Genomic DNA, 12,213 nt, shown 5'->3' with positions numbered 1-12,213 from the left:
CCCCGACATGAGCAACCCGTTCGAGAATCCCGAAGGCGTCTACTCCGTCCTCGTCAACGACGAGGGCCAGTACAGCCTGTGGCCCGATTTCGTGGACGTGCCGGCCGGCTGGACGGTCGCGCACGGACCCGCCGCCCGGCAGGAGTGCCTCGACCACATCGAGGCCAACTGGACGGACATGCGGCCCAAGAGCCTGGTCGACGGGGCCTGAGCACGCGAAAGGGGGGCCGGTCCGAGTGCTGAACTCGGGCCGGCCCCCCTTCACTTGTATCAGGAGGCGGGCTGCTCCACCTTCGTCGACGTCTTGCCGTCCACCGCCGCCGCGAGCTGCGGCACCAGCCGGTCCAGGACGTAGGGGATGCTCAACACGGTAGAGAGGGATACCGCGTTGCCGTAGTCACTGGTCTCCTTGATGAAGACCTCGCGGCCCTGCTTCACCACGTTCAGGTCACCGTAGATCTTGTCGTCGTGCAGCTTGGTGACGGCCGTGGTGGTGTCCGGCACGATCCACACGGCGACCTTCTGGTCGAGCAGGTCGTAGCGCTCCTTGCTGATGTTGGCGCCGAAGGTGTCACCGATGACCTTGTCGAGGTCCTTGGGGAGCGAGAAGCCGAGGTCGGACAGGAGCCGGGAGCGCGGGTCCTGGCTGCCGTAGACGAACACGCCCTCGTACGGGGTCGCCATGACGGCCGAGGCGCCGGCGAACGCGGGATTGGCCTTCTTCGCCGCGTCGAACTTGGCTTGGACGCCCGCCACCAGGGTTTTGGCCTCGGCGGACTTGCCGAGCGCCTGGCCGATCTCCTCGGTCTGCTGCTGCCACGGCACGCCGTAGTCGTTGTAGGCCTTCGGCTGCGCGACGACCGGCGCGAACTGCGACAGGCTCTGGTACTGGGCCTTGGTCAGGCCCGAGTAGACGGCCAGGATCAGATCGGGCTTCAGGGCGGCGATCTTCTCCACCTGCGGGCCGGTGCCGGTGTCCTTCAGGACGGTCGGCGCGGCCGCACCGCCCAACTTGTCCTGGGCCCACGGGCCGATGGCGCCCTTGTAGCCGCCGAGCCACTCGGTCGTGCCGACCGGCACCTTGCCCAGGGCGAGGACCGCGTCCTGGTCGGTGAGGCCGACGGTGACGATGCGCTTGGGCTCCGACTTGATCGTCGTACTGCCGAACTTGTGGGCGATCGTCACGGGGAACGCGTCGGCGGAGGCCTTCGCATCGGAACCCGCCGTCTGCGAAGAGGACGCGTCGGAACCGGAGTTGGAGGAAGCGCAGCCCACCGCCGTGACGGCCAGCAGGAGTACGGAGGCGAGCAGGCCGGACAGCCGGGAGGCTCTGGTGGCGCGGGGCATCGGATGATCCTTCTGTTCGTCGCGATGGGTCGGCGGGGGGTGACGGGTTCAGGGGGCGGTGGAGGCGCGGCTGCCGGACCAGGCCTGCCAGAGGGCGGCGTACTGGCCCTGGGCGGCGAGGAGTTCGTCGTGCGTGCCGCTCTCCACGACCCGGCCGTCACTGAGGACGACCACCCGGTCCGCGGAGGCGGCCTGGCTCAGCCGGTGCGCCACGACCAGGGCCGTACGGCCGCGCAGGGCCTGTTCGGCGGCCTCGTCGAGCTGACGGGCGCCCGAACTGCCCGCCTCCGCCGTCGCCTCGTCGAGCACGACGACCGGCGGATCGGACAACAGCAGCCGGGCCAGGGCGAGTTGCTGGGCGCGGTCGGCGGTCAGCCGATGTCCGCCGTCACCTACGACCGTGTCCAGGCCCTCCGGCAGCGCCTCGGCCCAGCCGAGCGCGCCCACCGTGTCGAGCGCCTCCCGCAGTTCCCCGACATGCGCGTCCGGGCGGGCCAGCCGCAGATCGTCGACGAGCGGCCCGGCGAAGACATGCACCTCCTGCGTGACGAGCCCGACCAACTGCCCGGCCTCGTCCGGCTCTTCGCCGCCTATGTCGATCCGGCCCGCCTGCGGGCGGTGCAGCCCCGCCACCAGCTTGGCGAGCGTCGTCTTGCCCGCACCGGTCGTCCCGACCAGCGCGACCCGCTCCTTGGGCCGGATCTCCAGGTCGACGTCGTGCAGCACCGGCCGGCCCGGCACATACGCGTGCGAGACACCGGTGAGCGTCACGGACGGGGGCCCGGCCGCGGTCGTACGATCGTCGGCGCGCCGGGCGGCCACCGGCGCGGGTTCGTCCACGACCCCGACGAGCCGGGCCAGCCCGGCAGTCGCCGACTGGGCGTCGTCCAGCAGCACCAGCGCGGTGTTGACCGGCCCGAAGAGACTGTGGAAGTACAGCGCGGCGGCGGTGGCCGTACCGACCGAGGTGGAACCGTCGCGCACCAGCAGGAACCCGGTGACCAGGACGGCGGACAGCCCCAGATACTCGGCGATGTGCAACCGACTGTAGAAGCGCAGCATCAGCCGCACCCCGCTCATCGTCAACTCCACAGCCACGCGCGAGCGTTCGGTGACCTGCCGGGTGTGCCCCCGCTGCAAGCGGTACGCCCGTACGGTCCGCGCCCCGCCGATGGTGTCCAGCAACTGCTGCTGCTGGGTACCGGTCGCGATGCGCTCCTTGGCGTACAGGGGAACGGCGTTGCGCACATACCAGCGGGCGGTGTGCGCCTGCACGGGCACCGCGATCAGCGCGGCGAGCAGGAAGCGCCAGTCCAGCAGGGCGAGCGCGCCCAGCGTCAGCACGATCGACAACGCTGACCTCGCCAGCTCGGGCAGCGCACCGCGCACCGCGTCCGCGACCCGCGAAACGTCCCGCGTCACACGGGAGTTGAGGTCACCCGACCCGGCCTTCTCGATCCGGTCCAGGGGCAGCGACAGCGCTCGCTCGATGAACAGTTCACGCAGCCGGGCGAGCGCGGTCTCCCCGAGTCGGGACACCAGCGACATACCGAGCGCGGTCGTCACCCCCTGGACCACGGCGACCCCGGCCAGCGCGACCACGGGCAGCGTGAGCGCGTCGGGGGAGCGGCGCTCGGTGACCACGTCGACGATATGGCCCAGCAGCGGCTGGGTGAGCAGTCCGACGGCCGTGGCGACCACCATCAGCCCGAACCCGGCGACGGCCAACCCCCGCTGCGGACGCAGGAGTTCACGGACCGCGGCACGGGTCCGGGCGGGCGTGGCAGTGGGGAGCAGCGCACGGTCGGAGCCCGTCGGGGTGTCTGCCGGGTCCGTCCGCGTGCCCTTCGTGTCCGTCCGGATGTCTTCCGTCGTCATGCCAGCACCGCCGTCCGGTAGGTCGCGTCGGTCCGCACCAGATCCGCGTGGGTCCCTTCGGCGCCGACGCGCCCGGCGTCGAGGAGGATCACGTGGTCGGTGACGGCGAGAAGCGCCGGACTGTTGGTCACCACGATCGTGGTGCGGCCCCGCCGGAACTCGCGCAGCCCCTCCGCGATCCGCGCCTCGGTCACCGTGTCCACCGCCGTCGTCGGATCGTGCACGACCAGGACCGGCGGCTCCGCCCTCAACGCCCTGGCCAGCAGGACGCGTTGACGCTGCCCGCCCGACAGCGAACGGCCGCCCTCACCGACACCGGTGGCGGTGCCGTACGGCAGCGACTCGGCGACCTCGTCGGCACGGGCGGCGGCCATGGCGCGCTCGGTGCGCAGGCCGGTCTCCCCGCTCTCCGGCTCCTCCTCCGGAGTCACGTTGGCCGCCAACGAGCCCTCGAACAGGGCCGCGTCATGGGCGGCCACCAGTACCGCCGCCCGAAGTCCCGTCGGATCCAGCCGAGTCAGCGGTACGCCGTCCAGCTCCACCGAGCCCGACTCGGGGTCGGCCTCCCGGCCCAGGCAGCGCAACAGGGCCTCGGCGCCGGCCGGATCCGTCACCGCGATGCCGGTCAACTGCCCGGCGGCCAGGTCGAGATCAATACCGTCCAGGCTCCCGAGCCGTACACCCCGCAGCCGCAGTTCGCCGCGCACGGGCTCGGCGACGGCATCGTCACCGTCCACGACGGCGGGCCCGGCGGCGAGCACCTCCGCGACCCGGGCGGCCGAGGCGCGGCCCTGCGCCAGCTCGGCGTTGACCCACGCGAACGTCTCCAACGGCCCCAGCAGGAACAGCGCGAGCCCCACCGCCGACACCAACTGCCCCAACGTAAGAGACCCGTCGAGGGCGAGACGACCGCCCACGAGGGCGATCAGCGCGATGAACCCACCCGTGAGCGCGAGCACGAGCCCGGTCTGCCAGGACTCGGCACGCGCCGAACGCAGCGTGGCGGCAAGGGAGATACGACTCGTACGCCGATACCGCTCGACGGCGGCCTGCTGGGCGCCGAGCCCCTTGAGCACCCGCAGCCCGGCCACCAGGTCGGCGGCCACGCCCGAGGCATGGGCTGCCCGGTCCTGTTCGGCCTCGCTGCGCCGCTCCAACGGCTTGGACAGCAGATGCCCCAGCCACAGCAGAACAGGCGTCCCCAGCAGCACGATCAGCCCGAGCGTCACGGAGATCAGCAGCAGCGCGACGGCGCTCACGGCGACGCCCGCGATCGCCCAAATCCCGCTCATCAAAGCCATGTTGACCGCGCCGACCCGCTTGGCGTCCTCGGTGGTGACATTGGCGAGCTCACCGGGCAGCCGCCCTTCCTCGGCGCCGCCCCGGGCATCGAGCACTCTGCCCACGATCGCCAACCGGAGTGTGTGCGCGGCCTCTTCGGCCCCACGCTCACCGGCCTTGGCGCCGAGCCGGAAACTCCACGACAGCGTCACGTACATGAGGGCCAGTACGCCGAGCCAGAGCGCCAGCCGCCCCGCTTTCTGACCGGCGACGGCCTGGTCGATGACGACACCGATGAGCACCGGCACCAGGGCTTCCCCCAGTTGGTGCACGCATCCGAGCGCCGAGCCGAGGGCGACGCTTCGTAGCTGTCCCTTGACCGAGCGCGCCAGGACGTCCCGCCCCGACAGTTCCCCTGCTCCCACCAGCCACCCTCCGGAAACCGGCCAACTTAGGCAAGGCTACCTTAAGTGAACTGTGGGAAGTGAGAGCCCTTTCTGCCTGCGCAGTAGGTAACGGAGCGGTTCCGATGCGGCCGTTCGGCGGGCGTCGACGCGTGACGCCGAGCGGTAGGCTTCCCAAGTGCGCCCTTTTGCGCGGTGCACGCCCGCAAGGCAGTACATGAATTCGGGAGGACCGGCGTTGCACGTCCAGGAATGGCTCGACACGGTTCCCCCGGTGGCCGTCTACGCCGTGGTGGCGCTGGTCATCGGGGTGGAGAGCCTGGGCATCCCGCTGCCGGGCGAGATCGTTCTGGTCTCGGCGGCACTGCTCTCCTCCCAGCACTCCGGCATCAACCCGATCGTCCTCGGCGCCTGCGCCAGCCTCGGCGCGGTGATCGGCGACTCCATCGGCTACGCGATCGGCCGCAAGGGCGGACGTCCCCTGCTGGCCTGGCTCGGCAACAAGTTCCCCAGACACTTCAGCGAGGGCCATGTCGCGACCGCCGAGCGGTCCTTCGAGAAGTGGGGCATGTGGGCCGTCTTCTTCGGCCGCTTCATCGCCCTGCTCCGCATCTTCGCCGGCCCGCTCGCGGGCGTACTGCACATGCCGTACTGGAAGTTCCTGACCGCCAACCTCCTCGGCGGAGTCATCTGGGCGGGCGGCACCACGGCAGTCGTCTACTACGTGGGAATCGTCGCCGAGGACTGGCTCAAGCGCTTCTCGTACTTCGGCCTGGCGGCGGCGGTGCTGGTGGGCCTGGCCTCCATGCTCGTCGTCCGGCGCAAGGCCCAGAAGATGTCAGCAGAGAAAAAGGAACCCGAGCCAGTCAACGCCGCCGAGTAATCCAAGGGCGCGGGGAACTGCGCGACGGGCCACAGGCAACCCGCACCCGCCAGCCGGTCTACTCATGCACCCCCTTGTGCGCCTTGGCCAACTCCGCATACATGGTCCCGTTAAGGGTCAACCCCTCGCGTTCCTCACCGGTGAGCTCCCGCCGCACCTTCGCCGGCACCCCCGCGACCAGTGACCCCGCCGGCACGACCATCCCCTGCGGCACCAGCGCCTGCGCGGCAACCAGCGAACCCGCCCCGATCACCGCCCCGTTGAGCACCGTTGCCCCCATCCCGATCAGACAGTCGTCCTCAACGGTCGCCCCATGCACAACGGCGTTGTGCCCGACGGACACCCGCTCCCCGACAGTCACCGGAAACCCGGGATCGGCGTGCAGCGTGCAGTTGTCCTGAATATTGCTGCTCGCCCCGACGACGATCCGCTCGACGTCACCGCGCAACACGGCCCCGTACCAGACGCTCGCTCCCGCAGACAGCGTCACGTCCCCGATCACGGACGCCGTAGGAGCCACGAACGCCGACTCATCGACCTCCGGCTCCCTGCCACCAATACCCACGATCAACGCCCTGTGCGTCATAAGACCCTCCCTAACCGTCGGAGACACCCGCACCGTATGTCATGCGGTAGGGCGAAGATCACAGCGGCCGGACCTCATGGGTGCGGCTCACGCTGAGTACCGTGAGCGGGTGCCCAAGCGCAAGAACACGTTCTCAGAATGGCGGCGCCACCTCGCGCAACGCGCCGTCCACGCGGGCTGGGCCTGGGTGCAGCGCACGGGCTCCGTGACCGCCGCACACCCGGGGCGGTTCCGCTTCGGCGCGATGGGAACAGGTACCAGACTCGCCTTCCCGCTGGGCACCGTCTTCGGCGAACCGTGGATCCACCTCGGCGCCCACTGCATCGTCGGCGAACAGGTCACCCTCACCGCGGGCCTGATGCCCGACCTCGACCTCGGCCCCGATCCCATTCTGCGCCTCGGCGACGGTGTGGTCCTCGGCCGCGGCAGCCACGTCATCGCCGACACGACGGTGACCATCGGCAGCGACTGCTACTTCGGGCCGTACGTCTACGTGACCTCCACGAACCATTCCTACGACGACCCGCACGAGCCCATCGGCAAGCAGTGGCCGCGCATGGAACCCGTCGAGATCGGCCCGGGCTGCTGGATCGGCACCGGCGCGGTGATCCTGCCGGGTGCGCGGATCGGCCGGAACGTGGTGGTGGCGGCCGGCGCGGTGGTCCGGGGCACGGTGCCCGACCATGCCGTGGTGGCGGGGGCGCCCGCACGGGTCGTACGCCGCTGGACTCCGGCGGAGGGCTGGCAGCCACCGCTGCGGACGCCGGCGCCGGTGCCGATCCCCGAGGGGGTCACCCCGGACCAGCTGAACGCGCTCGCGGGCCTGGACGAGGAGACCGCGGCCCGGCTCGCCGAACTCGACGACGACACGATCGCGCGGCTGGCCGAACTGGACGCGGAAGCCTGATCCCGCATCGGAGCGGAGGCCCGCACCAGCCCCCGCCCTCCGCTGCCGCTCACCCCGTGGCCAGCAACAACGTCCCCACCAACGCGAGCCCCGCCCCCGCCGCCTGCACCGCCCGCAGCCGCTCGCTCAGGAACCCGCGCGCGGCCAGCGAGGTCACCACCGGGTACAACGACGCGAGCACCGCCGCCACGGTCACCGGACCGTGCTGGGCGGCGATCGAGTACGTCCCGTTGGCCGCCACATCGGCCAGCCCCACGAAGGCCAGCGCGGGCAGCGAACCCCAGCGGAACCCGCCCTCCGGGAGCGCGGTCCCGCCCCGCCGCACGGAGACGTAGAGGGCTGCCCCGCCCGTGGCCACGTTCGTCAGGCGCTGCACGAACAGGGCGAGGAACAGGCCGGTGACAGTGGTGGAGGCCTCCGCGATCAGCGCGAACACCGTGCCGAAGCCGAGCGCGGCGATCAGCGTCAGCAGGATGGTCTGCCGCTGCACGGGCGCACCGCGCAACTGCGGCCCGCCCGCCAGCACGACCCCGGTGACGGCGACCGCGATCCCCGCCACCTGCGTCAGCCCGGGACGCTCCCCGAGGAACAGCCCGACACCGACCGGCACGGCCACGCTCAGTGTGGCGAGCGGCGAGACGACGCCCATCGGGCCCAGCGCGAGCGCCTTGTAGAAGGAGAGGAGCGCGATCGGCCCCACCAGGCCCGCCGCGAACGCGAACCACAGGCGCGGTCCGGCCTCGCTCCAGCCCCCGATGGCGACCACGACCGCGCCGAGCACGGCCGCCGCGATCCCCTGCGACACGACGACGACCGTCAGCGCCGGGGACCTTCGGGTCAGCAGGCCTCCGCCGAAGTCGGCCAGCCCCCACAGGAGGCTGGTGGCCAGGGCGAAGAATGCTGTCACGGGGTGCCTCGCAGTACAGTTCGGTGAACGATCGGTGCATCACACCGTAGTTCAGTGAAGTGAACTCTGTCATCCATAATATTGAACTGAAGGTATGGGCGGAACGTGTCGGACCTCGACCTGCTGAACCAGTCCCTGGCGCGCAACGTCAAGCACTGGCGCTCGGTGCGCGGCTTCACCCTGGACGTGCTGGCCGCTCGGGCCGCCGTGAGCCGGGGCATGCTCATCCAGATCGAGCAGGCCCGCACCAATCCCAGCATCGGTACGGTCGTCAAGATCGGTGACGCCCTTGGGGTCAGCATCACCACCCTGCTCGACTACGAACAGGGCCCGAAGGTCCGCATCGTCCCCGCCGAGCGCGCGGTACGGCTGTGGCACACCGAGGCCGGCAGCTACAACCGCCTCCTCGCCGGCACCGAGGCGCCCGGACCGCTGGAGATGTGGGACTGGCGGCTGATGCCGGGGGAGAGCAGCCCCTCCGAGCCCCACCCCACCGGCACCGTCGAGCTCGTCCATGTCACCGCCGGCGAGCTGACCCTCACCGTGGACGGCGAGGACCACCTCGTCCCGGCCGGCGCCAGCGCCACCTTCGAGGCCAACACCCCGCACATCTACGGGAATCGGGGCGAGGTGCCGATGGAGATGGTGATGGCGGTGTCCGTCCCTCCGGTGCACCGCGACACCCCGTGAACGGCCGCCGCACGACTGTTAGCGTGCCGTCATGCGCGCACCCATCGGACACTTCGACCACGCCACCCCCGCCCCCGACTGCCTCGACGAACTGACCCGCCCGGTCGCCGAGGCCGTGCGCGGCTGGCGCGGCAGCGTCCCCGCCGAGCAGATCGTCTACGTCGACACCGACCCGGAGTGGGCCGACACCGCCACCTTCGTCGAGCACTACGGCCGGGAGTTGCTGGAGCAGTCCGCGAACTGTGTGGTCGTGGCCGGGAAGCGCGGCGGTGGGACGACGCTCGCCGCCTGTGTGGTGCTGTCCACCACCCGCGCCGACGTCAACGGCGTGGTCCGCCGCCAACTCGGCGCCCGCAAGGCCTCGTTCGCGTCGATGGACACGGCGACCGGCGAGAGCGGCATGGAGTACGGCGGCATCACCCCCATCGGACTCCCCGCCGACTGGCCGGTGTTGGTGGACTCCGCCGTCGTCGACCTCCCGTACGTCCTGGTCGGCAGCGGGCGCCGCCGCGGCAAACTCCTCGTCCCCGGCAAGGCGTTCGCGGATCTTCCGGGCGCGGTCGTACTCGAAGGTCTCGGGGTCGCCTGATTTCAGGCCATGCTGTGGTGGTGGGCCAACTCCCCGTGCGGGTCCGCCTCGCCCGGCACCGGTGCCGGGTCGGCGTGCACCAGGGCCGCGGTGAGCCTCGGTACCGCGTGCAGCAGCGCGTGTTCCGCCGCTACGGCGACGGCGTGGGCCTGCCGTACCGTCGCCTCCCCGTCCACCACCACCGCCACCTCGGCGCGCAGCCGGTGTCCGATCCAGCGCAGCCGCAACTCGCTCACCCCGCGCACTCCTTCGACCTCGCGGACGGCGTGCTCGGCCCGGTCCACGAGTGCGGGATCCACGGCGTCCATCACCCGCCGGAACACCTCGCGCGCCGCGTCCCGCAGTACCAGCGCGATGGCGGCGGTGATCGCCAACCCCACGAGGGGATCGGCGAGTTGCCACCCCAGTGCCGAACCGCCGGCCCCGATGAGCACGGCCAACGACGTGAACCCGTCCGTACGGGCATGCAGCCCGTCGGCGACCAGGGCGGCCGACCCGATCTCCCGCCCGACCCGGATCCGGTACCTGGCCACCCACTCGTTGCCGACGAAGCCGGCCAGCGCGGCTCCCGCGACCGCCGTGACATGCGTGACGGGCCGGGGATCGAGCAGCCGGTCCACCGCCGCCCAGGCCGCGAAGGCGGCGGACGCGGCGATCGTCAGCACGATCGCGATACCGGCCAGGTCCTCGGCCCGGCCGTATCCGTAGGTGAAGCGCCGGGTCGCGGCGCGGCGGCCGAGCACGAACGCGATGCCCAGTGGTACGGCGGTCAGCGCGTCCGCCGCGTTGTGCACCGTGTCGCCGAGCAGCGCTACCGACCCGGAGACGACCACGACGACCCCTTGCACCAGCGCCGTCGCACCGAGCACCGCGAGCGACACCCAGAGCGCGCGCATGCCGCGGGCCGAGGTCTCCAGGGCGGAGTCGAGCTTGTCGGCGGTCTCGTGGGAGTGGGGGGTGAGGAGATGGGTGAGGCGGTGCCGGACACCTTTGGGGGAGTGGTGATGGTGGTGCTCGTGTCCATGGCTGTGACTGTGACTGTGACTGTGGCCGTGGTGGTGTTGGTCGCTCACGTGCGTCCCCTTCCGGTGCGCTGGTGGACGTACGGCGTCCACAGGGCCATTATGTGCGTATGAGCGCACGCATGCACCTATCACCTGCGCACGATGCGCATCCGCGCACCCCGGGCGAGGAACAGTTCGCGCTGGCCGCCGAACTCCTGGCCCTGCTCGGCGACCGCACCCGCCTGACCCTCCTCCATGCCCTGACGGCGGGCGAGTCCGACGTCACCACGCTCACGGAGGCGTGCGGTGCGGCCCGCCCGGCCGTCAGCCAGCACCTGGCGCGACTGCGTCTCGCGGGACTGGTGACCACGCGCAAGGAGGGCCGCCGGGTCATCTACTCGTTGAGCGACGGCCATCTGCGACGCCTCGTCGACGAGGCGCTGAACGTGGCGGACCACCGGCTGAGCGACCGCCCGCCGCACGACTGACGATCCGTCAGCCGGCCGGGTCCTTGCCGAGGTACGACTCCGCGAACGCGAGCCCCGCGGAAGGGGACTGGAAGACCCGGCGCAGCCGGGCGAGCGTGGTGCCCGCGAGGTACGGATCGCCGGACGAGGCGCCGTGGTACACATCGGAGAGCCACCGGGAGAACTCCTGGTACTCCCAGACCCGGCCCAGACAGGCCTCGGAATAGCCGCCCAGGCCCGCCGATTCGCCCCTCGTGAGGTGGGCGACGAGCGCGTCGCCGAGCAGGAAGGCGTCGTGCAGGGCGAGGTTCATGCCCTTCGCGGCGATGGGCGCGGTGAGATGGGCCGCGTCGCCCGCGAGGTAGAGCCGGCCGAACACCATCGGCTCGACAACGTAGTTGTGCATGTCGAGCACCCGCTTCTCGATCAGCCGGCCCTCGGTCAGCGGCGGGGCGCCGGTCGCGGCGAGCCGGTGCTGCAGCTCGGACCAGACACGTTCGTCCGGCCAGTCGGCGGGGTCGTCGCCGGGCGGGCACTCCAGGTAGTAGCGGGTGACCTCGGGGCTGCGCGCCATGTGCCCGGCGAAGCCGCGCGGATGGACACCGAACAGGACGCAGTCCGAGGACGGCGGCGCCTCGGCGAGCAGCGCGAGCCAGCCGATGCCGTAGTCGTGCCGCGCGGTGCGGGCCCGCTCCGCGGGTATCGCGGCCCGGCTCACCCCGCGCGCACCGTCGCAGCCCGCGACGAAGTCCCCGTGCACGAGCTGCCGTTGACCGGACTCGGGGTCGGTGTACGAGACCGCCGGGCGGTCGGTGTCCAGGTCGTGCAGCTCGACGTCCCGCACGCCGAAGCGGATCTCGCCGCCGCGCACGTCCGCGTACTCCCGCACCAGGTCCGTCACCAGCAACGGCTGCGGATAGACGTAGTGGTGATGCCCCGTCAACTCCGTGTAGGAGAACCGGTGCCGCTGCCCGCCGAAGCGGAACTCGCACTGGGTGTGCCGCTGCGCCCGCTCCAACAGGTTGTGCGCGAGGCCCCGTTGCTCAAGGCCGCGGACGGCCCACTCCTCGATCACCCCGGCCCGTGGCCGCTGTTCGATGAACTCCCTGGTCTCGGTCTCCAGGACCAGACAGTCGACTCCGGCCGCGCGCAGGATGCAGCCGACGGTGAGCCCGGCGGGACCGGCACCCACGACGACGACCGGAAAGCGGGGAGCGGACGGCGAGTTGGGGTGGGGGGAGGCAGAAGTCACCGGCCCAGTATGACGGCG

13 protein-coding genes are annotated in these 12,213 nt (G+C 71.4%); 6 read left to right on the top strand and 7 right to left on the bottom strand.

Features of this window, described 5'->3' with window-relative positions; translation table 11 throughout:
* Positions 1-7: 7 nt before the first annotated feature.
* A complete protein-coding gene (locus ACWDEW_RS22290; RefSeq protein WP_403658450.1) occupies positions 8-211 on the top strand; it encodes an MbtH family protein in 204 nt (67 codons plus the stop codon).
* A 59-nt stretch (positions 212-270) separates the two neighbouring features.
* On the opposite strand, the gene ACWDEW_RS22285 is transcribed toward ACWDEW_RS22290, so the two are convergent.
* The 3 genes from ACWDEW_RS22285 to ACWDEW_RS22275 are packed head-to-tail and all read right to left on the bottom strand — an operon-like array spanning position 271 to position 4,931.
* Positions 271-1,347, bottom strand: a complete 1,077-nt coding sequence (locus ACWDEW_RS22285) for an iron-siderophore ABC transporter substrate-binding protein (RefSeq protein WP_450514687.1) — start codon at positions 1,345-1,347, stop codon at positions 271-273.
* Between the two features lie 48 nt (positions 1,348-1,395).
* Complete coding sequence (locus ACWDEW_RS22280; RefSeq protein WP_450514686.1) at positions 1,396-3,225, bottom strand: ABC transporter ATP-binding protein; 1,830 nt, start codon at positions 3,223-3,225, stop codon at positions 1,396-1,398.
* Complete coding sequence (locus ACWDEW_RS22275; RefSeq protein ID WP_450514685.1) at positions 3,222-4,931, bottom strand: ABC transporter ATP-binding protein; 1,710 nt, start codon at positions 4,929-4,931, stop codon at positions 3,222-3,224. The genes ACWDEW_RS22280 and ACWDEW_RS22275 overlap by 4 nt, the downstream gene beginning before the upstream one ends.
* Positions 4,932-5,148: 217 nt before the next feature.
* Between ACWDEW_RS22275 and ACWDEW_RS22270 the strand changes: the two genes are divergently transcribed.
* Entirely contained in the window at positions 5,149-5,793 is a 645-nt protein-coding gene (locus ACWDEW_RS22270; RefSeq protein WP_450514684.1) for a DedA family protein, read from the top strand.
* Positions 5,794-5,851: 58 nt separating this feature from the next.
* Here the strand turns inward: ACWDEW_RS22270 and ACWDEW_RS22265 are convergent, their stop codons facing one another.
* Positions 5,852-6,379, bottom strand: a complete 528-nt coding sequence (locus ACWDEW_RS22265; protein WP_450514683.1) for a gamma carbonic anhydrase family protein — start codon at positions 6,377-6,379, stop codon at positions 5,852-5,854.
* Positions 6,380-6,488: 109 nt separating this feature from the next.
* On the opposite strand from ACWDEW_RS22265, the gene ACWDEW_RS22260 reads away from it, so the two are divergent.
* Entirely contained in the window at positions 6,489-7,286 is a 798-nt protein-coding gene (locus ACWDEW_RS22260; RefSeq protein WP_307783061.1) for an acyltransferase, read from the top strand.
* 49 nt (positions 7,287-7,335) lie between these two features.
* Here ACWDEW_RS22260 and ACWDEW_RS22255 read toward each other — a convergent pair whose 3' ends face one another.
* Positions 7,336-8,193 carry an EamA family transporter gene (locus ACWDEW_RS22255; RefSeq protein WP_450514682.1) on the bottom strand — a complete coding sequence of 286 codons (858 nt, stop codon included), beginning with the start codon at positions 8,191-8,193 and terminating at the stop codon, positions 7,336-7,338.
* A gap of 105 nt (positions 8,194-8,298) precedes the next feature.
* Here ACWDEW_RS22255 and ACWDEW_RS22250 point away from each other — a divergent pair, with 105 nt between their 5' ends.
* Together ACWDEW_RS22250 and ACWDEW_RS22245 are read left to right on the top strand one after the other, a co-directional pair.
* A complete protein-coding gene (locus ACWDEW_RS22250) occupies positions 8,299-8,883 on the top strand; it encodes a helix-turn-helix domain-containing protein (protein ID WP_450514681.1) in 585 nt (194 codons plus the stop codon).
* Positions 8,884-8,914: 31 nt separating this feature from the next.
* A complete protein-coding gene (locus ACWDEW_RS22245) occupies positions 8,915-9,472 on the top strand; it encodes a YbaK/EbsC family protein (RefSeq protein WP_450514680.1) in 558 nt (185 codons plus the stop codon).
* 2 nt (positions 9,473-9,474) lie between these two features.
* Here the strand turns inward: ACWDEW_RS22245 and ACWDEW_RS22240 are convergent, their stop codons facing one another.
* Complete coding sequence (locus ACWDEW_RS22240) at positions 9,475-10,545, bottom strand: cation diffusion facilitator family transporter (protein WP_450514679.1); 1,071 nt, start codon at positions 10,543-10,545, stop codon at positions 9,475-9,477.
* Positions 10,546-10,604: 59 nt separating this feature from the next.
* On the opposite strand from ACWDEW_RS22240, the gene ACWDEW_RS22235 reads away from it, so the two are divergent.
* On the top strand, positions 10,605-10,964 hold the full coding sequence (locus tag ACWDEW_RS22235; RefSeq protein ID WP_450514678.1) for an ArsR/SmtB family transcription factor: 360 nt from the start codon (positions 10,605-10,607) through the stop codon (positions 10,962-10,964).
* A 7-nt stretch (positions 10,965-10,971) separates the two neighbouring features.
* Here ACWDEW_RS22235 and ACWDEW_RS22230 read toward each other — a convergent pair whose 3' ends face one another.
* Complete coding sequence (locus ACWDEW_RS22230) at positions 10,972-12,195, bottom strand: 4-hydroxybenzoate 3-monooxygenase (protein WP_450514677.1); 1,224 nt, start codon at positions 12,193-12,195, stop codon at positions 10,972-10,974.
* Positions 12,196-12,213 lie beyond the last annotated feature (18 nt).

The sequence above is a fragment of the Streptomyces sp. NPDC001100 genome (genome assembly GCF_053598575.1).
This window is presented reverse-complemented; position numbering and strand designations above follow the sequence as displayed.